Origin of the sequence: Flagellimonas marinaquae (assembly GCF_023716465.1) — a bacterium.
Classification (GTDB): Bacteria; Bacteroidota; Bacteroidia; order Flavobacteriales; family Flavobacteriaceae; genus Flagellimonas; species Flagellimonas alginolytica.
In genome coordinates this window covers 2,042,190-2,068,403 of sequence record NZ_CP092415.1, presented here as the reverse complement: position 1 = coordinate 2,068,403, position 26,214 = coordinate 2,042,190, and the positions used below count along the sequence as shown (strand labels likewise).

26 protein-coding genes are annotated in these 26,214 nt (G+C 39.6%); 15 read left to right on the top strand and 11 right to left on the bottom strand.

The window, feature by feature from the left end; translation table 11 throughout:
• The first annotated feature begins 1 nt into the window (after position 1).
• The 10 genes from MJO53_RS09275 to MJO53_RS09230 all read left to right on the top strand — a co-directional run bounded on the left by MJO53_RS09275 (position 2) and on the right by MJO53_RS09230 (position 9,102).
• Complete coding sequence (locus tag MJO53_RS09275; RefSeq protein WP_252078880.1) at positions 2 to 946, top strand: SDR family NAD(P)-dependent oxidoreductase; 945 nt, start codon at positions 2 to 4, stop codon at positions 944 to 946.
• Positions 947 to 975: 29 nt separating this feature from the next.
• Positions 976 to 2,079 carry an MBL fold metallo-hydrolase gene (locus tag MJO53_RS09270; protein ID WP_252078879.1) on the top strand — a complete coding sequence of 368 codons (1,104 nt, stop codon included), beginning with the start codon at positions 976 to 978 and terminating at the stop codon, positions 2,077 to 2,079.
• A 5-nt stretch (positions 2,080 to 2,084) separates the two neighbouring features.
• Positions 2,085 to 2,996, top strand: a complete 912-nt coding sequence (locus tag MJO53_RS09265) for a helix-turn-helix domain-containing protein (protein ID WP_252078878.1) — start codon at positions 2,085 to 2,087, stop codon at positions 2,994 to 2,996.
• 11 nt (positions 2,997 to 3,007) lie between these two features.
• Positions 3,008 to 3,523 (top strand): hypothetical protein, encoded by a 516-nt coding sequence (locus tag MJO53_RS09260; RefSeq protein ID WP_252078877.1) that lies wholly within the window; start codon positions 3,008 to 3,010, stop codon positions 3,521 to 3,523.
• 250 nt (positions 3,524 to 3,773) lie between these two features.
• Entirely contained in the window at positions 3,774 to 4,547 is a 774-nt protein-coding gene (locus MJO53_RS09255) for a hypothetical protein (RefSeq protein WP_224835574.1), read from the top strand.
• A gap of 18 nt (positions 4,548 to 4,565) precedes the next feature.
• Positions 4,566 to 5,147: a Crp/Fnr family transcriptional regulator gene (locus tag MJO53_RS09250; protein WP_252078876.1), complete on the top strand. Its 582-nt coding sequence runs from the start codon at positions 4,566 to 4,568 to the stop codon at positions 5,145 to 5,147.
• A 64-nt stretch (positions 5,148 to 5,211) separates the two neighbouring features.
• Entirely contained in the window at positions 5,212 to 5,838 is a 627-nt protein-coding gene (locus MJO53_RS09245; protein WP_252078875.1) for an FMN-dependent NADH-azoreductase, read from the top strand.
• A gap of 334 nt (positions 5,839 to 6,172) precedes the next feature.
• On the top strand, positions 6,173 to 7,684 hold the full coding sequence (gene tssD / locus MJO53_RS09240) for a type VI secretion system tube protein TssD (RefSeq protein ID WP_252078874.1): 1,512 nt from the start codon (positions 6,173 to 6,175) through the stop codon (positions 7,682 to 7,684).
• A 1-nt stretch (position 7,685) separates the two neighbouring features.
• Positions 7,686 to 8,354 carry a hypothetical protein gene (locus MJO53_RS09235; RefSeq protein ID WP_252078873.1) on the top strand — a complete coding sequence of 223 codons (669 nt, stop codon included), beginning with the start codon at positions 7,686 to 7,688 and terminating at the stop codon, positions 8,352 to 8,354.
• 76 nt (positions 8,355 to 8,430) lie between these two features.
• Positions 8,431 to 9,102, top strand: a complete 672-nt coding sequence (locus tag MJO53_RS09230; protein ID WP_252078872.1) for a hypothetical protein — start codon at positions 8,431 to 8,433, stop codon at positions 9,100 to 9,102.
• A gap of 252 nt (positions 9,103 to 9,354) precedes the next feature.
• Here MJO53_RS09230 and hemW read toward each other — a convergent pair whose 3' ends face one another.
• The 9 genes from hemW to MJO53_RS09185 all read right to left on the bottom strand — a co-directional run bounded on the left by hemW (position 9,355) and on the right by MJO53_RS09185 (position 18,167).
• Entirely contained in the window at positions 9,355 to 10,479 is a 1,125-nt protein-coding gene (gene hemW, locus MJO53_RS09225) for a radical SAM family heme chaperone HemW (protein WP_252078871.1), read from the bottom strand.
• A gap of 157 nt (positions 10,480 to 10,636) precedes the next feature.
• Positions 10,637 to 10,870, bottom strand: coding sequence for a four helix bundle protein (locus tag MJO53_RS09220; protein WP_252078870.1), 234 nt, complete (start codon positions 10,868 to 10,870; stop codon positions 10,637 to 10,639).
• A 68-nt stretch (positions 10,871 to 10,938) separates the two neighbouring features.
• Positions 10,939 to 11,496: a crossover junction endodeoxyribonuclease RuvC gene (gene ruvC / locus MJO53_RS09215; protein ID WP_224835579.1), complete on the bottom strand. Its 558-nt coding sequence runs from the start codon at positions 11,494 to 11,496 to the stop codon at positions 10,939 to 10,941.
• Between the two features lies 1 nt (position 11,497).
• Positions 11,498 to 11,977, bottom strand: coding sequence for a hypothetical protein (locus MJO53_RS09210; protein ID WP_252078869.1), 480 nt, complete (start codon positions 11,975 to 11,977; stop codon positions 11,498 to 11,500).
• 43 nt (positions 11,978 to 12,020) lie between these two features.
• Positions 12,021 to 13,157 carry a tetratricopeptide repeat protein gene (locus MJO53_RS09205; RefSeq protein ID WP_252078868.1) on the bottom strand — a complete coding sequence of 379 codons (1,137 nt, stop codon included), beginning with the start codon at positions 13,155 to 13,157 and terminating at the stop codon, positions 12,021 to 12,023.
• A gap of 13 nt (positions 13,158 to 13,170) precedes the next feature.
• Positions 13,171 to 14,970: a M56 family metallopeptidase gene (locus MJO53_RS09200; protein ID WP_252078867.1), complete on the bottom strand. Its 1,800-nt coding sequence runs from the start codon at positions 14,968 to 14,970 to the stop codon at positions 13,171 to 13,173.
• Positions 14,967 to 15,329, bottom strand: coding sequence for a BlaI/MecI/CopY family transcriptional regulator (locus tag MJO53_RS09195; RefSeq protein WP_252078866.1), 363 nt, complete (start codon positions 15,327 to 15,329; stop codon positions 14,967 to 14,969). Before MJO53_RS09195 ends, MJO53_RS09200 begins: the two co-directional genes overlap by 4 nt.
• A gap of 122 nt (positions 15,330 to 15,451) precedes the next feature.
• Complete coding sequence (locus tag MJO53_RS09190) at positions 15,452 to 17,677, bottom strand: TonB-dependent receptor (protein ID WP_252078865.1); 2,226 nt, start codon at positions 17,675 to 17,677, stop codon at positions 15,452 to 15,454.
• Between the two features lie 106 nt (positions 17,678 to 17,783).
• Positions 17,784 to 18,167, bottom strand: a complete 384-nt coding sequence (locus MJO53_RS09185; protein WP_252078864.1) for a hypothetical protein — start codon at positions 18,165 to 18,167, stop codon at positions 17,784 to 17,786.
• Positions 18,168 to 18,338: 171 nt separating this feature from the next.
• On the opposite strand from MJO53_RS09185, the gene MJO53_RS09180 reads away from it, so the two are divergent.
• On the top strand, positions 18,339 to 18,851 hold the full coding sequence (locus tag MJO53_RS09180) for a DUF456 domain-containing protein (RefSeq protein ID WP_252078863.1): 513 nt from the start codon (positions 18,339 to 18,341) through the stop codon (positions 18,849 to 18,851).
• Here MJO53_RS09180 and MJO53_RS09175 read toward each other — a convergent pair.
• Both MJO53_RS09175 and MJO53_RS09170 read right to left on the bottom strand, forming a co-directional pair.
• On the bottom strand, positions 18,848 to 19,402 hold the full coding sequence (locus MJO53_RS09175) for a nitroreductase family protein (RefSeq protein ID WP_252078862.1): 555 nt from the start codon (positions 19,400 to 19,402) through the stop codon (positions 18,848 to 18,850). The genes MJO53_RS09180 and MJO53_RS09175 overlap by 4 nt on opposite strands.
• A 48-nt stretch (positions 19,403 to 19,450) precedes the next feature.
• The gene (locus MJO53_RS09170; RefSeq protein WP_252078861.1) at positions 19,451 to 20,338 is read right to left on the bottom strand and encodes a LysR family transcriptional regulator; all 888 of its coding nucleotides are present in this window, start codon (positions 20,336 to 20,338) and stop codon (positions 19,451 to 19,453) included.
• 75 nt (positions 20,339 to 20,413) lie between these two features.
• Here MJO53_RS09170 and hutH point away from each other — a divergent pair, with 75 nt between their 5' ends.
• From hutH to hutG, 4 genes are read left to right on the top strand one after another with little or no spacing between them, the layout of a single operon-like run.
• Positions 20,414 to 21,991 carry a histidine ammonia-lyase gene (gene hutH, locus MJO53_RS09165; RefSeq protein WP_252078860.1) on the top strand — a complete coding sequence of 526 codons (1,578 nt, stop codon included), beginning with the start codon at positions 20,414 to 20,416 and terminating at the stop codon, positions 21,989 to 21,991.
• Between the two features lies 1 nt (position 21,992).
• Positions 21,993 to 23,219 (top strand): imidazolonepropionase, encoded by a 1,227-nt coding sequence (gene hutI, locus MJO53_RS09160; protein ID WP_252078859.1) that lies wholly within the window; start codon positions 21,993 to 21,995, stop codon positions 23,217 to 23,219.
• Between the two features lie 11 nt (positions 23,220 to 23,230).
• On the top strand, positions 23,231 to 25,234 hold the full coding sequence (locus MJO53_RS09155) for a urocanate hydratase (protein WP_252078858.1): 2,004 nt from the start codon (positions 23,231 to 23,233) through the stop codon (positions 25,232 to 25,234).
• Positions 25,235 to 25,238: 4 nt separating this feature from the next.
• Positions 25,239 to 26,210 (top strand): formimidoylglutamase, encoded by a 972-nt coding sequence (gene hutG, locus MJO53_RS09150; RefSeq protein WP_252078857.1) that lies wholly within the window; start codon positions 25,239 to 25,241, stop codon positions 26,208 to 26,210.
• Positions 26,211 to 26,214 lie beyond the last annotated feature (4 nt).

Below are 26,214 nucleotides of genomic sequence, written 5' to 3'. Positions count from 1 at the left end.
AATGAGTCCAAATCAATTTGGTAAAAACGGGTGGACACCTCATAGAATTGGGAATTTGAAAGGTAAAATTTTCGTTGTAACCGGCACAACAAGCGGCACAGGTTTCGAAGCCACGAAAATACTGCTATCAAAAGGTGCCAAGGTGGTAATGCTCAATAGAAATCCAAAAAAAGCAATCGAGACGGTCAATGCTTTACAAATAGAAATCGGCGATCATATCGATGTTGTTCATATTACCATGGACCTATCTATACAAGCTTCTGTGAAAAAGGCTGCGAACGAAGTGCTCAATACAATATCAAAAATTGATGCGCTTATTTGTAATGCGGTCATAGCCCAGGTACCAAACCAAACTTTGACAGTCGATGGTTGGGAAAGCCAAATGGGAATCAATTATTTCGGAAATTGGACATTACAAGCCTTATTGTTCCCACTTATCGAAAAATCCAAAGGGCGCATTGTTACTGTAGGCAGTATGGGTTATGATATGGGAATTAAAACAATCAAATTTGATGACCTGAATTGGGATAATGATTATACCCCTAACCACGCATATAGTCAAAGTAAGTTGGCCCAAATAATGTCAATTTATGAATTACAGGATAGATTGATGGAAGCAGGAAAAACCGATGTTAAAGCATATGCTTGCCACCCAGGTGCATCGAGAACAAACCTGATCAAAACTAGCGGCAGTTTAATGATGCGATTCCTGTTCTACCTAATGACACCTTTAACACAATCGGCAAAAAAAGGCGCTTATCCACAATTAATGTGCGCCACCGAAGAGGATTTGGATGAAAAGGGATTTTACGGACCAACAGGTAGAAATAATTGGACAGGGCCGGTTGGCGCTCACAAAATTGAGCCACACGCAAAGGATATAGCTGTTGCCAAAAGACTATGGGAACTTTCGGAAAAGGAAACAGGTGTGGTTTGGAATATTTAATTTTAACCATGCGTATAATTAAAAAAATAATGCTCGGACTACTTATTATCAGTATAACAATTGGAGTTGGAACACTTCTTTTTTTAAACACGGAACGATTTGGAAAACATCCATCGGCAGGGCGTTTGGTTAAAATTGAGCAATCGCCCAATTTTAAAAATGGCAGCTTTCAAAACCTAAATCATACGCCCATGCTAACCGAAGGTGTTGGATACGGCAAAGTAATGTATGAGTTCTTTTTTTCATCAAAACCAAAAGAACCTAAAATAAAAATTCCATCGGTAAAAACTGATCTAAAGACCATGGACATAACTGAGAATGTGCTGATATGGATGGGACATTCGTCCTATTTTATTCAATTGGATGGCAAAAGGATTTTGGTTGACCCTGTACTGAGCGGCAATGCATCTCCTTTATCTTTCACCACCAAGGCTTATAAGGGAACAGATATATATACCACCGATGACCTGCCAGAAATAGATTTTTTATTTCTGTCCCACGACCATTGGGACCATATGGATTACAAAACTCTTAAAAAATTGAAACCAAAGATCAATAAGGTAATCACCGGTCTTGGCAATGGCGCCCATTTAGAACATTGGGGGTTTGATCCACATAACATTCTGGAAGGTGATTGGTACGATGCCTTTTCTTTTAAAAATGGGTTTGAAATTTCGATAACTCCCGCCCGACACTTTTCCGGAAGAGGTTTTGCACGCGCAAAGACCCTCTGGGCCTCATTTGTATTAAAATCACCTACTACCACAATATATATTGGTGGAGATAGCGGATACGACACTCATTTTAAAGATATTGGAGACAAATATGGCCCGTTCGACCTTGCCATTCTTGAAAATGGACAGTATGATAAAAACTGGAAATACATCCATATGCTGCCCGGAGAGCAATTAAAGGCGGCAAATGATCTAGGTGCCGAGCTTGTATTACCTGTACACTCCGGAAAATTTACATTGGCAAATCATGATTGGGACGAACCCTTTAACAAAATAACCAATCAAGCAAATTCATCCAAGATCAAGGTGATAACTCCCATGATCGGCGAAAAAGTTTCTTTTAAGGATAACCTACCACGATTTAAACCTTGGTGGAACCCAACAGCAACTCAAAAATAGGATGCATGAAACATTTTAAAACACTGTCTTCTTATTTGGAATATATGGGACTTCCAGGTCCCGAGCACCCTATGTTAAGTGTTTTCACCGCCAAAGGTGATAATTTTCTCCCTTGCCCAAGGGAAAGTTCACCTCCTATTTCGGTCGATTGCTATTCCATCAGTTTTAAAAAAATTATACAAGGGAATATAAATTATGGTCGTACCAAATATGATTTTACCAATGGCGCATTGATTTTTATAGCGCCAAGGCAAGTAGTACAATGGGATAGCAGCATTATTTTTGAGCAAAAGGGATTTTCGATAACTTTTCACGAGGATTTTCTGAAAGGCACAGCGTTGGCCCATCAAATAAAAAAATACGGTTTCTTTTCTTACTCTACCAATGAAGCATTACACCTTTCTCCAAAAGAAGAAAAACAAATAGAATCCATTATCGAGAACATTGACCTTGAGTACCAAAACAACCAAGATGCTTTTAGCAAAGAAATCATAATTTCACAATTGGACACCTTGTTAAAATATGCCAATCGTTTCTATGAAAGACAATTTTTAAACAGAAAAGAAATATCCAACGACTTATTGGAGCAATTCAATCAGCATTTAACTGAATATTTTGAGTCTGGACAATTGCAAGAAAATGGCATCCCAAGTATAGAACAGATTGCCGATTACATGTCAGTGTCGCAACGTTATTTAAGTGACACCCTGAAAAAAGAAACTGGAAAAACCACAACGGAGCATTTACAATTATACTTGATAGGTGAGGCGAAGAACATTTTATTGCAACCAGATAAAAGCATTTCTGAAATCGCTTATGATCTAGGATTTGAGTACCCTCAATATTTTTCAAGACTGTTCAAAAAAATAGAAGGCATAAGCCCTTCCGAATACCAACAAAAATATAGCCTAAACTAATTTAAAGAGAAATGGAATTATTAAAACTAGCAACCGAATGGGCCAAATCCGAAGTTTTTTCAACTCGTTTTTTTATCCTCTTTGCCATCATATTTTTATTCGCCAGTGCTGGTTTTTGGCAGTGGGGAAAAACAGATTTAGCAAAGGCCTACATTATTCCGATGTTAGTTTCAGGCTTGTTGCTTATGACCATAGGACTTGGTTTATTCTACACCAATAAATCAAGAATTGTGCAATTTAAAAAAGACTTTAACAGTGATACCGCTGCCTTCTATCAGTCAGAAATTGAACGTTCACAAAGCACTTTAAAAGAATACACGATTGTTTTTAAAGTAATTCCAACTTTAATTATAGTAGCTGCACTACTTTTTTTATTTATTAATACACCAACTTGGCGAGCAATTAGTATTTCAACAATTGCGATGCTAATAATTATTTTAATGGTTGACGGAACTGCTCATGCTCGAATTGAAAAATATTACAATGCTTTAAAGTTGATCGATATACACCAGATTTCGAAAAAATAACTGAACTCAAAGTTCCCATCGGAAAAAATAGTTTTTATGAAAATCCAACCCAATTCTTATAACCATTTATAGAAGAAGATCATCCTATCTTGGATATTGAAGATACTAATGGCAATCTAATTTGCTATGTTTAGCATACAGCTTTTTACTTAAAAAACGACTAACTTCACATACCTATGCAGAACACGTTTGGGTATCGACCCTAGAAAGTGGTTTGAATGCAAAACACATTAACCATCAATTATAGTTTATGAAGGTCTTACTTTTATTTATTGCAGTTCTTTATTGCTCAAATACATTTGCCTGTGATTGTGCAGTTATTGGATTGATTGACAGATTTGAAAGCGCAGATTTTGTAGCTACGGCAGAAATTAAAAAAGTTACACCTGATACTCTTGATACTGATTATCACAATATTGAAATAAAAATTAATGAGATTTTCAAAGGTTCAAAAGTATCCAAACTGAAAATTAGCAGCGTGCTTAATTCATCTTGTGCATTTTATACTCCCGAGAATTCTAAATGGTTAATTTTCGCCTACAAGGATAGTGATAATGATCTCCTTTTTGGCGCATGTTCTGGAGCCATTCAACTGGACAGAAAAGTGGACAATAAAAAATATCCAGGTCTCACAAAAAAAATTGAATTAAGCAATCAACGAAAGCTCAATGTTCTCAAATATTTAAAAGATTCGGAATTAGATATCAAAAATGAATTCCGGCTGAGCTATACCTTTTTAAATAATTGTCTTGAAAATGGAAAAGGATTTGAACTAAAAGAAGGTTCTTTTGGACTCTATGAAATCAAATTCAATAAGAAACTAAGAATTAGAAAAATTACTTCCATTAAAAAGATTCCAGACCAAGAACTCAACAATATCATTGTCAATTGTTTTAGGGAGAGTTTTGAATTATATCTCAACAACAAATCAAAAATAATCAGGTCATCTTCCATTATTATCGGCATTTACTTTTATGCTGCAGAAAACGAACATCCAAGTTTTGTGAGCATATTTGACCTATAAATTTAGCTACTTGTTTAAATGAAAGCGCAACTAATCGCAGCCATTTCCAGGCACATTGAACTTAGTTCCGAAGATGAGAGCTTAATTAAGGGGTTTTGGAGTGAGAAAACCCTTGAAAAAGGCGATTATCTCTTGCAAAACGGGCAAACATGCCGCACCGACAATTTTGTTGTTGACGGGGTGCTAAAGGCCTTTTATATAGATCCAGAAACAGGAAAGGAAGAAATTCTATATTTTGCTATTGAAAATTGGTGGGCAACGGATATCGATAGCTTTCAAAAACAACAACCTTCCATCTACAACATTCAAGCCATTGAAAAAACCATATTGTTACAGATTCACCATAGTTCTTTTCAAGAAATGTTAAAGCAGATTCCAAAGCTCGAATGTTTTTTTAGAATCATCCTGGAAAATTACCTTGGGAGTTTACAAAGGAGAATTATCTTAAATAAGATTTTTGATGCAGAACAACGCTATCTGGATTTTTTGAAAAATTACCCTAAAATTTCCGACAAAGTCCCCAACTACCTCATAGCATCGTATTTGGGGATTTCCGCCGAGTTTTTAAGCCGAATTCGCAAAAAAATCGAAGCATCTTGAACTAGGTCAATTTTTTTCATTGTCCAGATTCGGAATTTTGTCCCACAAACAAAAATTTTGAATTATGAACAAGGTATTGATCATCAACGCAAGTGTAAGAAAGGAAAGGTCGCACAGCCGAAAACTAACAGAGCTTTTTAAGGATAACTGGAAAAAGAAAAATCCCAACGACCAATTTACTTATCGGGAAGTGGGCTTGGAGGAAATTCCGCCCATAAATGAAAAATGGATCGCCAGTGCATTTTTAAGCCCCAAGGAAAGGACAAACGAAAATCAGACGGGGGTTGAACTCAGTAATGCATTGATCAAAGAATTTAAGGAACATAATGTATATGTTTTGGGAACACCCATGTACAATTGGTCCATTCCGAGCGGACTAAAATCCTACATTGACCAAATCATGAGAATTAACGAGACTTGGAAATTCCGTTCGGGCAAGCCAGACGGGGATTATGTTGGGTTGCTAGAGAACAAAAAAATGTTCATCCTATCAAGTCGAGGGGATACGGGTTATGGAGAGAACGAGAAAAACGAGCATATGAATTTCCAAACAACCTACTTGAAATTTGTTTTCGGGATTATGGGAATAAAGGACATTTCCATAATTTCTTTGGACAATGAAGAGTTTGGTGGAGAAATATTCGAGAACTCCAAAAAAGAAATCTACCAAAAGATCCAGAATATTTTATAACAGTTGCCAACTCGGGTTCTAATAAGGTTTTAAAGGGATTTTGTAAAGAAAAATCACTTGAACTGGGGCATTTGAGATTATCGTAAGAAAAACAAATCGCTTGCAATCGCATCTGCCAAAAACTTGCCTTTTTTGGAAAATCCACATATCAATTGGTAATTCGGTTTTATCAAGCCAAACAGTACATCCATCAATCCATGCCGGAATTTTAACCAGAAAATTCTAGCTTGACTTACTTTCGTTATTGATGGGTATAAATCATTATAGCGAATCCATATGCTTGAAGTTGGCAACAAATCGAGATAAACCCCAATAAAACCGAAAAGAGCAATAAATGAACTCAATTTTACACTTCTTAGGTCAAGAAATAGACCTTTTCTATATAGATACAGCCTATGCAAAAGACCTTGACAGATATAAGGGCATTCCTGTGTTTTATAATCAAGGGGGACAGCTTTATTTTGAATTTCCTTACGGGGAATCTCACGGAAGGCTTTTAGAACGCATGCTGACCATAGATTATGAAGTTTATGAACTAAGCTATCCTGTAGATGATGGAAAAATAGTTTTCTATGATTCCAATGGATACATTTTAAAAACATGGAAGTTTAAGGACGCACCTATCGTAAATTATAAAGTAACCTTTGACCCCAACGGAATGGGGTTAATGGTAAAAATGGTTATTTCCCCTGCCATACAGGACTATGGTTGTAAGGTTGTACGAAATTGGCACGTGACACCTATTGAGGAGGAGACCTACCAATCGCCTGTTGTTGCGACCGAACAGGAAGAAAAAAAACCTTTTCGCATAAACATTAAAGCAAATAATCATGATATTAAAGAAGGGATTTTTGGCTTTGACACCATACCTGATAAAAACATTGTAGAATCTGATTACGAAAAACTAAAAAAAGAATACAAACCACTTTCGGAAAAGATACTTAGTGATGAGTACATACCCAATTGGCTAAGTATTCGTAAAGACCAAACCGTTGAACTTGAGTTGGATTGGGAAACGAAAAACAAAGCAAAAGAATACGAAACCGTTGCGTTTGAAGAAAACCCGGATTTCACGTTTGAGCCCAAAAACTTAAAAGACGCCAAAAAAGTAAAGATAACTTGTAAGAACAACAATGAAACTTCTGCTCAACTTCTTATAAAAGCTGATAACGAACTAACCGTTGGGGCATTGAATATCTTTTACCCCAAACCAAAAGCCATCGACCTTGAATGGTGCTTTGTGGAAATTACAGGAGGAAGCAATAGTGAAAATGATGAAAACGATTTAAAAAAACTAATCGATAAAACCAAACTAGAAACGTTACTAAAAAAAGGCTTAAACCCTGCCTTAATCGATGTTAATGTACCCAATAATGAAGCTACCATAGTTGATATTAGTGAACATTTAGAGAATTTTAAAAAATATGGATTTTTAAAAGAGCATTCAAAATCGGGGGCTTACATAGAACGAAGTAAAAAAGGAACAGTACTTCAAAAAATAATTACAACACACAAAGAAGATAAAAACAAACTTACCGTCTATTTTATTAACCAAAAATGTATCAATGAAAAAGATATTACAGAAGATGGTCAATTTAAAGCTGCGGGTGGTATATCACCAACAAATACAGGAATAGCCTTTTTAGTATTAGACCCTGCTGGTCACATTAAATCAGAAAATATTATTCACGAAATAATGCACGCTTTAGGCTTAGAACACACCTTTGAGAGTAAACATAAATTTAAGAATACTAAGACCGACAATTATATGGACTATGATAATACTAAAAAACATACCTACAAATGGCAATGGGAAACTATTCAACAATACGCTAAATTAAAGTAAGATGAAATATTTATATATTTTATTGTTGAGCATTTTTTTTACGAATTGTGTCTCTATACCTAAAGGGTATGTAGCAAATGATAACATCTGCCATTATAACGACACTATTTTTAAAATTAATAAAGAAGAATTAACTCTTAACCAAAATATTTTAAATCAATTAAAAAACAGAGAAGGAGATTTGGTTATAACTGATAATGAAAACTTTAAAAGTAAATTTTACAATTTAAATAGTGAACAAATAACTAACAAACAAACAGACAAAAATTTAGGTCTTGGTAAATGGATTAGGTATAGAAAAAATGGTACAATTCGTTGGGTTTTTTATTTATATCTTAATGGAGATTCAAAAGTTTTCAAAGAAACCCATTACAACGAACAAGGAGAAACAACTAAAGTTATAGATTACGAAAAAGGCTATAACATTTGTTGGGCGGAAGCTATTGAAATTGTAAAAAAAATAGCAAAAAAAGATATTGAAAAATATCAGATTACAGGATTTAATTTATCCCACAATAATTTAAATGAGTTTCCTAACGCTCAACCCGAATGGCAAATAACCTTAGATGGAAATGAAGAATACGAAAGAAAGCCTATTAAAGTATATAGAATAGACGGTGTAACAGGTAAGTTTTTAAGAACAACAAAAATAATTACAACTCACGATTAAAATAAACCTAATGTTAGAAAACATACCTACAAATGGCAATGGAAAACTATTCAACAATACGCTAAATTAAAGTAAGATGAAATATTTATATATTTTATTGTTGAGCATTTTTTTTACCGATTGTGTTTCTATACCTAAAGGGTATGTAGCAAATGATAATACATGCCATTATAACGATCCTATTTTTAAAATTAATAAAGAAGAATTAACTCTTAACCAAAATATTTTAAATCAATTAAAAAACAAAGAAGGAGATTTGGTATTGGTTGATAATGAAAGTTTTAAGAATGAATATTATAAATTTAGTAATGGTGGCATTTTAAACCTTAAAACTGATAAAACTCTTAATATAGATAAGAATATTGGATTTTATCCAAATGGAAAAATTAAATATTTGTTTTTTGAATATACAAACGGTTATAAAAAAATATTTAAAGAATTTGATTACAACGAACAAGGAGAAATAACTAAAGTTATAGATTACGAAAAAGGCTATAACATTTGCTGGACGGAAGCTATCGAAATTGTAAAAAAAATAGCTAAAAAAGATATTGAAAAATATAAGATTACTCAATTTAATTTACCTTTTAGAGTCGACTTAAATAAGTTTACAAATGAAAAACCTGAATGGGGAGTTATGTTAGAAAAAAATGAAAATTACGAACCAAAAGAAAATAAGGTGTATTGGATAGATGGTGTAACAGGTAAGTTTTTAAGAACAACAAAAATAATTATAACTCACGATTAAAATAAATCTAATGTTAGAAAACCTGTCCTAAAGATCGGGGTATCTACACAAAGAGGTGAAAAATTAAACTATCAATTTGTCAACGGAAGAAAAGATACATTATTCTTATATCGAAAAAATATAACGTTACCTAACAACGGTAACCATTGCACAACCCTTTGAACAGCGAAAAAAATGACCTTTTTTAAGCCCTTTTTAGGGACTTTTTGTTTTTAGGCTAGGCTTTGCAACTTGATTTTTGGGCGGTCCAGACTACTCCACAAAAAACAAATCGCTTGCAATCCCATCTACCAAAAACTTACCCTTTTTGGTCGTGAGCAGTTTACCATCTTTGATAAGTAGTAATTCTTGTTCAAGAAATTTTGCAGCTTGTTGATCAAGGTATTGCACATAGCGCTCTCCAAAATCTGCAGCTACCTGCTCCAAATCTACACCCCAAATGGTGCGCAGGCCGGTCATTACAAATTCGTTGTACCTATCGGGAGTGGATAGGGTCTCAATTTCCAATGGCAGGACACCCTCTGCTATTTTTTTAAGGTAGATGGGGTTGTTGCGGATATTCCAACTTCGATGTTTGCCATTAAAAGAATGTGCCGATGGCCCTACACCCAAATACGATTTGCCCAACCAGTATGCCGTGTTGTTCTTGGAGAAGTAATCAGGTTTCCCAAAATTGGAAATTTCGTAGTTCACAAACCCATGGGCTTCCAAGGTATCCACCAAAATATAAAATTGTTCTTGTGCCTGCTCGTCGTCCACATTGGGAACCACGCCTTTTTCAATAAATTTTTGGAGCGCCGTTCTAGGCTCTACCGTTAGTGCATAACTGGAAATATGGGGCAGTCCAAAATCCAAGACCTTTTGGATATTGGTTTTCCATCGTTCATTGGTCATACCAGGAATGCCGTAAATAAGGTCGATAGTGATGTTATCGAAATACTGGGTGGCCTCTTTAATGCATTTTTCTGCTTCAGAAGCATTGTGGGCACGGTTCATCAGCTTTAAATCTTCATCAAAAAAAGATTGGATACCGATGCTAAGGCGGTTTACGGGACTTTTGGATAATTCGATGATTCGATTATTGGATAAATCATCAGGATTGGCTTCCAATGTAATTTCGGGCCGATCAATTACTTTGTAATTGTCGTAAACGGTTTTAATCAGGAACTCAATTTCGTCATTGGAAAGCACCGATGGGGTTCCTCCTCCAAAATAGATGGTCTCGATGCCTCCCCGCATCTCGGGTCTTCGCAATTGTAATTCTTGGGCAATAGCTTTTACCATGGCCTCCCTTTTTCCCAATTGTGTGGAAAAATGGAAATCACAGTAATGGCAAGCTTGCTTGCAAAATGGAATGTGGATATAAATACCGGACATCAATTGTCAATTAACAGTAAACAATATACAATGATCATTTAGTCCTTTTAGTAGTTTTTAGGATGGAAAACATGATTTTCGAAAGTTCATCGGCCTGCGCAATCAATTTATTGGCGTTGTCTTTGGTTACATATTCCGAATCTTTGAGAAGTGCCAACTAGTATTTTACTTCCAAACTCTCCTTGTAAGCTATTGAAATTTTGGATGAAAAATCAGCTGTTGAGATAGCTCCGTTTGCTTCACTAATATTTGCACCAATTGATCTCCCTGACCGAAGCATTTGTTTGGACAGCACATATTCTCGTTTTGAAGCCACAATGGTCTTATACAATCTAACGGTTGCCAAAGCGAAATCATAAGATTTCATCAATAAAGGGTTCTCTTTTTGCATAGGTAGATAAGTTTGGGATGGGGAAAATCTAGTTAATCATCAATTGTTTATTGTTTAATGTAAATTGTTCATTGTTTTTTGACTTTGTTTGGATTTTGTTTGATAAAAGCCTCCCATCCCGTGTAACTTTTTCCAACTTCTACCCTGCCCTCGTTGTAGAAATGGCAAACTGCCGCCGCCAGACCATCTGTACTATCCAAATTTTTTGGGAGTGACTTTAACTTTAGGACACTTTGAAGCATTCGTGCCACTTGTTCCTTACTGGCGTTACCGTTTCCGGTTATGGCCATTTTAATCTTCTTGGGCATGTATTCGGTAATCGGCACCTGTCTCGAAAGACCTGCTGCCATGGCAACGCCCTGCGCACGGCCCAATTTGAGCATGGACTGTACATTTTTTCCATAAAAAGGGGCTTCGATGGCAATCTCGTCCGGATGATAGGTATCGATAAGTTCCAAGGTACGCTCAAAAATTAGCTTGAGCTTAGTGTAGGGGTCATCATATTTTTTGAGCATCAACTCGTTCATTTGCACAAAGTGCATTTGCTTGTTGATCACCTTAATGATTCCAAAACCCATGATCGTGGTACCAGGGTCTATTCCCAATATTATCTTTTCTGATGCCAAATTAGTCGGTGTTAAGTACCAACGGCAGCCTAAATCGCAGGCTTACCGGATTTCCTCTTTTTAATGCAGGTGCAACGGTGGTCAAATCGTTCAAGCGTTCGGAAACTTTGTTATTAAAGTCCGATATTTCATTCAGTACAGAGGTCTTTTCCTCTACATTCAATACCGAGATAAAACCATGTTCATCTATCAAAAAATCAACATATACCGTATCGTTCATATCGTTCCAAACCTGAAATTGTAGTCCTGCCAGGGCTTCGGAAAAATACTCGGTAATCAGGTTTTGAAAACACTCTTGCTGGGCTTCTTTGGAAGCGGTTTCATCACAATCCTCAAAATGTGGATATTGATCCACATCGTTCCAATCTATGGACAAAAGTTCCTCATTGACCAGTTTTTGGGTCTTGTCCTCTTTGGATTCGAACAACTCACAGGATACGAACAGACCCATTAAAATGATTAACAAAACAAACTTCTGCATGACAGCCCCTAAATTTGGCTGAAATTACGACATTTTGAAGAAATCAGTTCCCCGCAAAATGGATTTCCTCCTTTAATTCGCTGACACGTTTTTTTACCCTTTCCTTAATGTACGGAACCAAATCGGGGTAAATATCGAGCAAGTTTTCGTAATAGGATAAACGTGTTTTTGGATCTTTGTAGTATTCATCGGCCAAGGTGCATACCTGATAATAGTTCAAATAGTTGTCCTTGTTTTCTTCCCATGCTTTTACATAGTAATCCATGGCTTTTTTGGTATTTCCCTTTAGTCTGGCGATACGGCCAAGGCTGGCATATTCTTGCGGGAATAGGGCCATTCGCGCTTCGATTGATTTTTGGATATAAAACTGCGCACTGTCCAATTGCTCTTCCTCAAAATACACATCGCCCAGGCCTGAATATGCTGCAGCTATTTTATCCGGAAAATGGCTCAATCTGTGATACGTTTCCAATGCTTTTTGGGGCTGCCAGTTCCTAAAATAGCAAAATGCAAGTTTTTCGAATACAAAAGGTTTTTCCTCGCCCAATTCCAATAATTTTTCAAAGTGGGGAATGGCCAACTGAAACTGACCGTTGTTATAAAAAGCCAAGGCCTTTAAATTGATCATAGCAACGTCATTTTCGTAAAACCTAAGTCCTTTATCAATAAATACCAGGGCGGAATCCTTGATTTCCTGACCCACATAATATTTTCCCAAGGCGTACAAACTCCGCAGATGGGTACTGTCCATTTCTACTGCCGTTTTAAAAGCTTTGTTCGCCTTGTCGGTTTTATTTACCGATTCGTAGGTCCGGCCTAAATAATAGAAATACTCTGGGTTCTGATTTTTGGACGATAACAGGGCATGGAAGGTTTCCAAGGCAGATCCAAACTTTTTGGTTTTCAACAGAAGTTTGCCGAGTTCAAAACGGGCAATCTCAAAATCAGGTTTTTTGTCCAAGGTTGCGGTGTACTGGACAATGGCCTTTTCATAATTTCCTATGGCATTGTATGCCCGCGCAATCTGAAGATTCGAATTTGGAGAATCCACCTTTGCATATTGGTTAATGGCTGCTGTGTAGTTGCCCAAGACATACAAACTATCGGCAACGGCCAAAGCCGATGTTTGTGCACCGGCTTTGAAAATTATAATCAGGAAGAGAACAAGTATGCTTTTCAAGTTTGATCAATAATTAAAGTTTAAATGTAATTGGAATGGAATAAGAAATAATGGCTGGTTTTCCATCATACTTTCCAGCTTGCATTTTGGGCAATCTGGTCAAAATTCTTTCGACTTCATTTTTTAATAGTTCGTGGGCTTCCCCCATAAATTGGATGTCCACTACATCTCCTTCCACACCAATACTAACAACGGTATTCACTTTACCTTCTATACCTTGTTCACGAGCTGCTTCCGGATAATTAAAGTTTTTACGAATATGTGTCATTATCGCACTCTCAAAACAAGCCCTCTTGCTCGGAGCTCCTTCACAACCTGGAAAAATAGGAACCTCATCAATTGAACCAAAGGCCATATTTGGATAATTACCACTTTTAAGCGGTTGAAACTTTTTTTCATTAGCTCCACCTTCGAGGACAAATGTTATCGGTATGGAATAGTCTAGTTGAACAATTTTTCCTTCGTGTTTTCCTGGTTGCATCTTAGGCAATCTATCTAAAATCCTTCTACTTTCATTTTTTAAGAGCCGGTATGGGCTCAAAAGTTGAATATGTGAAACATTCCCTTGCTCATCAATAGAAAAACTAGCATCTACCCTACCTTGAATACCTTGCTCTTGGGCTTCTTCGGGGTAATTGAAATTTTTACGGATATGCTCTTGTATTTTTTCCTGAAAACAGGCGCGCTTATCATTGGCATCTTCACAACCGGGGAAAACCGGTACCTCATCAATCTCACTGAACGATACTTTTCTTCCAAAAGAAACTTTCCAGGGATTACTTGAATTGGGTGTGAGGCTGATAGCTTTCTTGCCCGTGCTCTTTTCCGGCAACATGTTCCGGGCCATTTTTTTTAATTGGCTCATCTCGTTTAAAGTTAGGGAATCTTTTGCCTCAATTTCAACATTCAATTGAGCTAATCGCTCCTCTAACGAAAGTTCTTCTGCTATACTTGATTTGGTTTCACAAGAAGTGTATATCAACATTCCCAACACCAAAGGCATCAACAACACATACTTTAATTGCCATACGGCCTTGGATTTCTTTTTTTGTAACATGACTATTCGTTTTTTGATTAATGATTTTGTGAAAAATTGATTGACAAAGCTAATGTTCTGTGTATGGAAAGCTTCGGACAGCAGCATCTCAAAATGTGCCTGTTTATTTTGCTTTACCGCTTTTTCGTCGGCAATAAATTCATGCAATTCAGCTATTCTATTTTGATAGATATACACTAATGGGTTGAACCAGAAGACAATTCGGGCCAATTCAAAAAAGAGTAGGTCCAAGGTGTGTTTTTGTTTTACGTGTACCATTTCGTGAGCTAAAATGTTGGCCTCTTTGTCCTTTTTAATTTGGGCTCCCATAAAAATGCTTCGGAAAAATGAAAACGCTGAAGTGCTTTGTGGCATAGTCACCTTGGTGTAGTCTGGATAATGTTCCACCTTACTTTTACTCTTAAGTCTTCCCAATTGTAAAAGCTTGAACACAAACCAAAGTGCAGCCAAAATGGCGCCAATTGCCATTACCAAATACGGCCAAGGTACACTTGCAAGAAAGTTGACCTCTGGACTATCTGGTCCTAAAACCACTCCATCCAATTGAGTCAAAAATACAGTTGTAGTCTCCAATTCTTTAGGCATGGTTGTTTGTAAGGCCTCTATTTTTATCCAAGGCAACAGAATGGAAAGTACAAAGGTTGCCAATAGGTAAGCCCGATTCCATTGAAAAAAGGTTTCTTTCTTCAAAAAAAGATCATAGGTCAACAAAAAGAGCAGTTGAAAGGCCAAAGATTCCAGAATGTACGTTATCATTTCTTCTCTTCTTTTATGTTCTTCATGATCTCTTCGAGTTCCTTTAGGCCGATGTCGTTCTTCTTCATAAAAAAGGATACCATACTGCTGAACGACCCTTGAAAATACCCATCCATCAATTTAGTAAGACGCTGATTGCTGTACTCTTCCTTTTTCACCAAGGGAAAATACACATGGCCCTTCCCGACTTTTTCGTGGGAAACAAAACCTTTGTCCTCCAAAATTCGAACAATGGTAGAAACGGTATTATAAGCTGGCTTGGGCTCCGGAAGTTCTTCCAGAATTGCAGCCACATTGCCCCTTTTAATTTTCCAAAGGAGCTGCATTACTTCTTCTTCTGCCTTGGTGAGTTGTTTCATTTTTTAACTAAGTTTTCAGTTCAATACGAAACAAATATAACTAAATATTTAGTTTAAACTAATTTTTTAGTTGAAAAATTCAATTAAAAATCCGCCAGCGTTGCCTACTGGCGGATAACTATTTAAAATGTTACAGTAACTTTTCCACGCAAGTAGAAAGGTGTGCCCGGAGTAAAATGAATCTCTTCAAAAGAGTTCGGTTCGTTGAACAAACGGCTTTCCGTAGCGAACTGTGTTTCGTTCCATTCGGTGTCGAACAGGTTTTCCACAATCAATCCAAAAGTCCAATTGTTCACACTATAATTGAGTGTGGCATCGGTTACAAAATAACCTTCGGCCACAATGGAATTGTCCTCGTTTGCGGGTCTATCATCAATATACCTGTAGTTAAATCCTCCTGAAAAGCCTTGATCATCTCCCAAGGTAAGACCGCCCGCCATGGTAAAATCGGGTGCCAAGGGTATGTAATCTTCCCCATCGGCCTCCTCGGTACTCCTGGCATGGGTATAGTTGGCATCTGTATAAAGATACAGCCAATCCAATGGCTGATATCTTGCTCCTACCTCTAGTCCCATTCTTCTGGTCTTTCCACTGGGTTCTACAATTCCGGCATCACCCACGTACACAAACTCTTGATCTAGGAACAAGGTCCAAAGTGTAGCGTTCAAGACTAACTTATCCGCTGGTCTGATTATGGTTCCTAAATCCACCCCATAGGCTGCAGGTAGAATCTCCTCCCCTTCGTTTGCTACCACAACTCTGGTATCGTTGGAGTGGAAACCAATACCTGTTTTCAAGAAAAACTGGGTGTTTGCTGTTGGACTGTAAATGGTATTGAACTTAGGACTGAATGCCACCTTTTCTTCACTACGGCTATCGTACAGCTCGCTCATTTTGTTGATGTAATCGAACCGGAAGTAATCCAATCGCAGCGCTGGTTCAAACGTAAATTTACCCGATTTAAACTCGGCACCGGCAAAGGCGTAACCATTCACCTCATCCACATCGCCATAGGCCAAACGCTCCAACAGTTCCTGGCGGTTCAGAGTACGGGACAATTGATTATCGTCAACATTATCGTACCTAAAACCGATTCCTGCATTGTACTTAAATCCCAGCCCTCCCAAATTGGCCGAATTGTTCTGAAAAATTGTCTTCGCTACTGCCATCATTCGGTCCTCAAACTGTTTAATTTGATCTCCGTTTACAGGGTCTTCCAAGAAAAAGGTAAAGTTGGAATACAGTTCAAAATCATAATGCGAAACATAGGCCATGGTGTTTATGGATTTACCGATCCCCAAGTTTTTATTGTGATTGAGCACAAAGTTTGTCCTGCTGGTTTTTCCGCCTTCGGTATCATCAATGGCACCAAAACGACCAATCAAGCCTTGGTCCACGGCTCGTTGGGGTATTTGACCCGATGCATCCCATTTGCTGGAAAAGTGAGAAGCTGTCAATAACAGTTCTTGATCACCGGGCAATGCATAGCGGTATCTACCTAAAATATTTATTCGGTTAAAATTCTGAGGTGATTCAAAAGGCCCATCGGTTAAGTACAGTTCGGATGCCAAATAGGCATTGCTGTTCTGATTATCCATTACATTGAACATTCCCATAAACCTACGGGCACCAAATTGGCCTATTTCGGTGGAGAGCACATTTTTTTCCAAACTTTTTCTCAATCTTAGGTCAACATAACCTGCTGTATTAAAGTTGCCTTGGTCCGCATAATAGGGCCCTTTTCCAAAATTGATGTTCTCTATGGTTTCCGGAATCACAAAATGAAGGTCCGCATATCCCTGTCCATGGGCATGAGACACCATGTTCACCGGCATTCCGTCCACGTTGATGGCCACATCGGTTCCGTGGTCCACATCAAAACCTCTCAAAAATATTTGCTCCGCCTTTCCTCCTCCGGCATGTTGCCCTATAATGAGTCCAGGGACTTTTCTCAATATTTCTTGTGAAGATTTTACAGGATCCGCCTGAACATCCACATCTACCAATCTGCTAAGTGCATCAACTTCCGATACCAAGACTACTTGATCCAAGGAAATTGAATTTTCGTCCAACACAATGGTCAAAGAAGTGCCAAGATCAGATTGTTTCACCACCAAAGTTTTAGTGGCATATCCCAGTCTTGAAAAGTAGACCGTATCATTCACCGAAGTCCTGTCCAGAACAAAATGTCCTGTTCCATCGGTATGGCTATGTTGACCACTGGTCTTGTTAAAAATACCAGCATCCTCTATCGGGGAACCTGCCTCATCCACCAGTTTTCCCTTTACGTTTTGTGCAGCAATAGTGCCCATAAAAAGCATGGACAATGCCGCCATAAAATATTTCATGTCGTTATCTTTTAATTTGATTTGTGTAAATAAGTCTGAACTATAGAAATACTAGACCAGTTCCAAAGAAGATTGGAACCTATTTTCAAAAATTGGTCTACTATTTTTAGCTATACTGGGGAGGGGGCGTGGTTATGCCCTGACTCCAAAGAGAAGTTAAGTCTATGTATGCCCAATCCCCCCTGTTTACGGTCCAAGAATGCAATTTCAACGTTCTTTGAGCGTCCTCAAAAAAATGTTTGTCCAATTTAAAGCTAAAATCACCTTTAGATTCTTGCTTATCGGGTTGGTTGGCCACCAACAACTCCTTTAAGGCTTCCAATGCCTCATGCGAGTGACCGGCCATGGCATCCAATGAAGAATAATCGATAGTTTCGTGATCGGACACAAAACCATGATAATGTGTTTCAGGGGCCCAAATGTGAGCAGCCTCATGCAAGGTCTCCAATACCAGACTGTTAAAAAGTCCGATCAAATAAAATACACACATACCTGCGCACCCTATTCGGATGAACCTTGGTTTTGTATGTACGCTATGCAGTTTCACGAACGCTTGATAATCGGTTTCAAATTTACCTACGAAAAAATTAAGAGTAGGGTTTTATTTTGATTTTGTTTGTAACAATTGTCGGCTACATTTGTCTAACAGTAAAACACGACCATGGACATTGCATTGCTCATTTTAGGGTTTCTTTTAATGCTTATTGGCATATTGGGCAGCTTTTTGCCGGTATTGCCAGGACCTCCCATTAGTTGGGTCGGGCTGCTACTACTTTATTTGACCAAAGCCGTACCGGATAATTGGTGGGTGCTCGGAATTACATTTGTCCTCGCCATTACCATTACAATTTTGGATTATGTGATTCCAGCTATGGGCACCAAAAAATTTGGAGGTAGTAAAGCCGGAATGTGGGGTACCATTGTTGGATTGCTCGTCGCCATTATTGTTCCTGTTTTTGGTCCCTTCGGAATTATTATTTGGCCGTTTGTAGGTGCATTAGTTGGTGAATTGCTCAATAAAGCCAATAAAAATACCGCCATGAAGGCGGCTTTCGGTTCATTTTTAGGCTTTTTAACAGGCACTTTTATGAAGTTCGTTCTAACAGTGGCTTATGCCATTTTTTACGTGTACATCACCATCAAATATGCGGGCGACCTGTTTACTTTTAGTTAGTCCAACCATTCTACTTTATCAGCAATTGGAGTTCTAGCTGACGGAATCACTTCTCCATCAAAATAACCCATGTAGAAAAAGCCCAGGCATCTTTCACCTTCATTCAAGTTGAAGAACTCATCCATGTATTTGATGAGTCCAGGCGAAGACCAATAACTTCCAATTCCCAATTCTGTGCAACATAGCCACATGTTTTGCACCGCCATGGAAACTGCAGCAATTTCTTCCCACTCGGGCAAACTTTCTTTTGGATCGCGTTGCATGCAAATTGCAATTACCGCTCCCGAATTGGATGGGTTGAACTGTAATTTTTTAATTTTTATCTGTTTCGGATTAAGATCCGTTTCCTCATACTTATTGGCAAGAAAAATACCCAACTCCTGTTTCTTGTCCCCAGTCAAAACTTTAAAACGCCATGGCTCGGTTTTTTTGTGGGTAGGTGCCCAATTGGCGGCTTCCAGAATTTTTTCCAAGACATCTTTGGCAATGGGCCTATCAATATATTGAGGAGGAAAAATACTTCTTCTCTTTTCGATCAAATCAAAAATCATAACTATTCTTTAAGTTGAATTCCAAAGTTACGCTCCAAATTGTTCCCATCATAATTTCATGAGCAAGTCCATACATTTTTGAAGCGCCGGGTTCCGATTGTCCGTTTTCCAGACCATGCTCAAAACAGCACGCTGTTTTATCTTTTTCATTTCGATAAACTTTACCTTCATCTGAAACCCATGTTGAAGCGTTGTCGGAACAATGGCAATACCCAACTTATTTTCCACCAGTTTAAAAATGGTCTGCGCGTGCACCGATTTATGCGAAACATGGGGCACAAACCCACTATCCTCACAAATGCTCAGCACCGTATCGTAATACATTGGACTATAATCTTGGGAAAATAGGATAAAAGCCTCTTCAGCCACTTGATTGATATTCTTAAAATTAGCTTCATCCAAAGGATGGTCCTCTGGCAGTACCAAAGAAAAGGTATCTTCAAAAACAGGTTTCACATCCAATCCTTTCGGTACTCGTGACAATCGCACAAAACCCAAATCCAATCGGTCGGCCAAAATTGCATTGATCTGCGCGCGGTTGGAAAGTTCCTCCAATGTAGTATGCACCTTGGGATATCTTTCTTTTAGTCCCAACAACAAATTGGGCACCACATTTTGCATGGCCGAACCTAAAAACCCGATTCGAACCTCTCCCAATTGTCCATCGCCTATAAGTTTCACCTGTTTTTTGGTCTGGTCGAGATGATTCAAAATAAACTCTACCTCCTTTTTTAAAAACTCCCCCGCTGGTGTCAAACTCACTTTCTTTTTGTCCCTCACAAAAAGTTGCGTTCCAAGTATCTCTTCCATTTGTTTGATTTGCGTACTCAAACCCGGCTGGGAAATAAACAACTTTTCAGCTGCCTTTCTATAATGAAGTTCTTCGGCCACAGCCAAAAAATAGATAAAATGACGAAGTTCTAATTGATAAGTCATACTTATTGATTGTTATAAAAATAAGTATTGGTAGTTATTAATCATAACTTATAATTTTATGGAAAAGGAAAGAGCATGGCAAAAGACCGAAAATTTCAATTTGGTGAAGACCATTTAACCGCAAGCATAGCTTTGGGTATGGCCCATGGCTCCATAAAAGGTATTTTTACCGATAAATGCCTCAAAAATGTAAATGCGAGTTACCAACGGGTACAGCGCATTGTGGAAAAAGGCGATACAGTGTATGGCATCAACACGGGCTTTGGTCCTCTTTGTAACACCAAAATTTCCAAGGAGGACACCAAAATACTTCAATCCAATATATTGCAAAGTCATAGCGTAGGAGTGGGACAACCCATTTCCAATGAATTGGCTAAAATCATGCTGATTCTTAAAATCCATGCTTTGGCGAAAGGGTTTTCGGGGATTGCAGAAACCACCTTGCAACGCATGTTGTGGCATTTGGATAACGATGCCATTCCCATGGTTCCATCCCAAGGTTCGGTAGGTGCCTCTGGCGATTTAGCACCGCTTTCCCATCTGTTTTTGCCGTTGATTGGTCTCGGCAAAGTAGAATATCAAGGTAAAACCATTCCAACACAAGTGCTATTTCAACAAAAAGGGTTACAACCGCTAAATTTGGGTCCAAAAGAAGGGCTTGCCTTAATCAATGGCACCCAATTTATCGCTGCACATGGAGTGATGGTCGTTCACAAACTACAACATTGTTTGCGCCATGCCGATATTATCGGTGCTATGATGCTCGAAGGCCTGCAAGGTTCCATGAAGCCATTTTTTGAAGAATTGCACAAACTACGGCCCTTCAAAGGCAATCAGCACGTTGCGGGCAGGATCCGTACCTTGCTCCAAGGTTCCGAGATTTTGGAAGATCATATTGATTGTGAACGTGTACAGGACCCCTACTCCCTTCGCTGTATCCCGCAAGTACATGGCGCATCACGAAATGCTTGGTTGCACCTCAAAGAATTATTGGAAATCGAGCTCAACTCGGTAACCGACAACCCTGTCATCGTAAATGATGAACTCACCATAAGCGGTGGAAATTTCCACGGGCAACCTTTGGCCATGGCTTTGGATTACGCAGCTTTGGCCGCTTCGGAAATCGGAAATATCTCCGACCGACGCATTTACCTGGCCCTGGAAGGCAACAGTCCAGGAGTTCCCAAATTATTGATGAAGGATACGGGCATCAATTCTGGCTATATGATTTTGCAGTATACCTCGGCTGCATTGGCCAGCGAGAACAAAAGTTTGTGTTTCCCTGCCAGTGCGGACAGTATCCCAACCTCTTTGGGACAGGAAGACCATGTGAGCATGGGTTCCATCAGCGGTAGAAAAGCGCTCAACATTATTAACAACGTAGAGAAAATCCTTGCCATCGAGTTATTGACCGCAGCTCAGGCATTTGAATATAGAAAACCATTGAAATCGGGGATTCTGTTGGATGAAATCCATACCTTCCTGAGAACAAAGGTTGCTTTCGCCGAAAACGACCGTGTTTTTTCCGATGACATTGAAAAAGGAATCGAAATGATTCAAAATCACGAAATCATTGATTTGGTGGAATCGGTAATGAAAGAAAAAGAACTGACTTGGGATGCACCACATCTTGATGAATTTGAAACGTACTGATATGAACAAACCACTCTTAATAGGACCATTCACCCAATTACTTCCCATGACAGGTCTCCCCTTAAAGGGAGCGCTCAAAGATGAGCAACTACCCATTATTGAAAATGGAGGGATTCTGGTCGCTGATGGAAAAATTCTCAAAGTTGGAGTTTTCGATGAAATGAAATCATCCGATGTCGATATTCACCATATCGATGGGAAACATGTTTGCCTACCAGGGTTTGTGGATTCCCATACCCATATTTGTTTTGGTGGCACCCGTGCACGAGACTACGCCTACCGAAATGCTGGAAAAACCTATTTGGAGATTGCCAAGGCAGGCGGTGGCATCTGGGACACCGTGACCCAAACGCGAAATGCATCACAAGAAGAATTGGTTTCAGGTATCATTTCGAGAAGTCAAAAACATTTAAAAAATGGGATAACAACCCTCGAGGTAAAAAGTGGCTACGGTCTTTCTGTGGATGAAGAACTGAAGATGCTACGTGCCATCAAACAGGCCAATGAAACTTCGAGTGTTTCTTTGATTCCAACTTGTTTGGCTGCACATATGAAACCCAAAGATTGGAATCAAAACGAAGCTTATTTAGATGTAATTATCAAAGAATTGTTCCCGATGATCAAAGCAGAAAACTTGGCTCGCCGGGTGGATGCCTTTGTGGAGGAAAGTGCTTTTTCCCCTGAAGAAATCAGACTTTATTTCCAAAAGGCGAAAGAAATGGGATTCGACATCACCGTGCACGCCGACCAATTTACCACAGGAGGAAGTCAAGTAGCCGTGGACTTTGATGCCGTAAGTGCCGACCATTTGGAAACCAGCACCGAAAAAGAGATTCAATTATTGGCCAAGAGCAATACCATTGCAACAGCATTGCCAGGGGCATCCCTTGGTTTGGGATGTGCTTACACCCCTGCCCGCAGAATTTTGGATGCCGGAGGCGCTCTGTCCATTGCCAGCGACCACAATCCAGGCTCTGCTCCCATGGGCGACCTGTTGACCCAAGCCAGTATTTTGGGAACCTTTGAAAAATTGTCCAACATCGAAGTACTTTCAGGAATTACGTTTAGAGCAGCCGCAGCCTTACGTTTGGCAGACCGTGGAAAACTGGAAGCAGGAGCGCAAGCCGACTTTGTTGTTTTCCCAACCAATAATTACCAAGAAATCACATACCATCAAGGGCAATTGAAGCCAAGCGAGGTTTGGAAAAAAGGAGCTCCTATCCACTAAAAATTTGAATTATGACTGAATTTCAGCAACAGATACTTCAAGGCATCCCCGAACAACTTCCACCAAAAAAACCATATCCAAAAAATGGCAACCCTGCGCCAAAACGGAAAGACATCCTCTCGAAAGAAGAGAAAAAACTGGCCGTACAAAATGCGTTGCGGTATTTTCCCGAAGCTTGGCACAAAGAACTTGCCCCCGAATTTGCAGAGGAGCTAAAAACCTATGGTCGCATCTACATGCACCGGTTTAAGCCCGATTATGAGATGTATGCCCGGCCCATTTCCGAATATCCAGCGAAAACACATCAGGCTGCCGCCATAATGTTGATGATCCAGAACAATTTGGACCCTGCTGTGGCACAACATCCCGAGGAACTCATCACCTACGGAGGAAATGGGGCAGTATTCCAAAACTGGGCGCAATACCTGCTTACTATGAAATATTTGGCAGAAATGACCGATGAACAGACGCTCAATATGCATTCCGGGCATCCAATGGGCCTATTTCCATCTTCCAAGGAAGCGCCACGAGTGGTGGTCACCAATGGCATGATGGTTCCCAACTACTCCAAGCCCGACGACTGGGAACGCTTCAACGCATTGGGTGTGACGCAGTATGGACAAATGACAGCAGGATCCTATATGTACATCGGCCCGCAAGGCATCGTGCACGGAACAGCTATCACCGTTATGAATGCTTTCCGAAAAGTATTGGAGAAAAATGAATCCCCCGAAGGCAAAATTTTCTTAACTGCTGGATTGGGCGGCATGAGTGGTGCCCAACCCAAAGCAGGAAATATTGCTGGGGGCATCACCATCTGTGCCGAAGTCAACCCCGAAGCTGCCAAAAAACGACATAATCAAGGTTGGGTGGATGAATTGTTGGTGGATTTGGACCTATTGGTCGTTCGCACCAAAGATGCTGTAAAAAACAAGGAAGTGGTTTCCTTGGCCTACATTGGCAATGTGGTTGATGTTTGGGAACGGTTTGATGAGGAAAATATTTTTGTTCATCTGGGTTCCGACCAAACCTCTTTGCACAATCCTTGGGCGGGTGGATATTATCCCGTTGGGCTATCTTTTGAAGAATCCAATGCCATGATGGTCGAAAACCCTGAAGCGTTCAAGGAAAACGTACAGGAATCGCTACGAAGACAAATCAACGCCATCAACAAACACACCGCAAAAGGCACCTACTTCTTTGATTATGGAAATGCCTTTTTACTGGAAGTTTCCCGTGCGGGCGGTGATGTCATGGCAGAAAACAATATCGATTTTAGATACCCCTCCTACGTACAGGATATTTTGGGGCCCATGTGTTTTGACTACGGTTTTGGACCGTTCCGGTGGGTCTGTACCTCGGGGGACCCCAAGGACCTCCAAAAAACCGATGCCATTGCATTGGAAGTGATGAAAAGCATCAAATCCGAAGCCCCAGAGGAAATCCAGCAGCAAATGCAGGACAATATCAAATGGATTTCCGAAGCGGAACAGAACAAACTGGTGGTAGGCTCGCAGGCCCGAATCCTCTATGCCGATGCCGAGGGACGAAGCAAGATTGCCGATGCCTTTAATACCGCTATTGCGAAGGGTGAAATCAGCTCGCCCGTGGTTTTGGGCAGGGATCACCATGATGTGAGCGGTACGGATTCTCCCTTTCGAGAGACGAGCAATATTTACGATGGCAGCAAATTTACCGCCGATATGGCCATCCAAAATGTGATCGGGGACAGTTTTAGGGGAGCCACTTGGGTATCCATCCACAACGGTGGCGGCGTTGGCTGGGGCGAAGTGATCAATGGTGGGTTTGGCATGGTGCTCGACGGTTCCGAAGAAGCTTCCAACCGATTGAATAAAATGTTATTTTTTGATGTGAACAATGGAATTTCCCGAAGAAGTTGGGCTAGAAATAAGGAAGCACGATTTGCCATTGAACGAGAAATGGAGCGTACTCCAAATTTAAAGGTAACTTTGCCCCATCTGGTGGAGCCGGATATTTTGGACAATCTTTTTTAATCTGATGAAACACTACGAACCCCCGAAAAAAGACCTCTGGACCGGTCGCATCTCCAATAAATGGCTGTACCTCCACGAAAAGGTACACTGCACACCTTTGGAAGAAATTGCCGAGGCCCAAAAAAAATCCATTGCGCTTTTGGGCTACGCCTGTGATGAAGGGGTACGCCGAAACCAAGGGCGAGTTGGCACAGTGAATGGTCCGGACACTATTAAAAGTAGTTTTGGAAAAATGCCCAATCACTTGGGTAGCCATGTGCTTTTGCACGATGTGGGTTCCATTACCTGTGATGAAGGGGATATGGAGTCTGCCCAAATGAAGCTGACCGAAGCGGTTAGCCTGCTTTTGGAGAAAAAACAGTTTCCGATTGTTTTGGGTGGCGGACACGATATGGCCTATGGCCATTATAATGGCATCAAAAAATATTTAGATGCAAAAAAAGAAGGACAGACCATCGGCATTATCAATTTTGATGCACATTTTGATTTGCGAAAGAATACGGAGCAGAGCAATTCCGGCACTCCGTTTTATCAGATAGCCAAGGACTGTGAGAAAGAAGGCATCGATTTTAATTACCTCTGTCTCGGTATCCGAAAAGATGCCAACGATAGAAACCTGTTCCAAACGGCTAGGGACCTTGATGTCATCTATGTGATGAACGATACCTTCCAAATTCCCTTACTGGAGGAAATCACAACCTGGATCAATGCCTTTGCCAAAAATGTGGACCACATTTATGTGACCATCGACTTGGATGGTTTTTCCGCGGCCTACGCGCCCGGAGTCAGTGCAGCTTCGCCCATGGGCTTTAATCCATACATAGTTTTGGAGTGTTTAAAAACCATTATCGGTTCTGGCAAATTGATCAGTTTGGATATTGCCGAGATGAATCCAAAATACGACATCGATGGACAAACGGCTAAACTGGCCGCTTCACTAGTGCACCATGTAGCACATAGTATTTCTGGAAGTTGATATA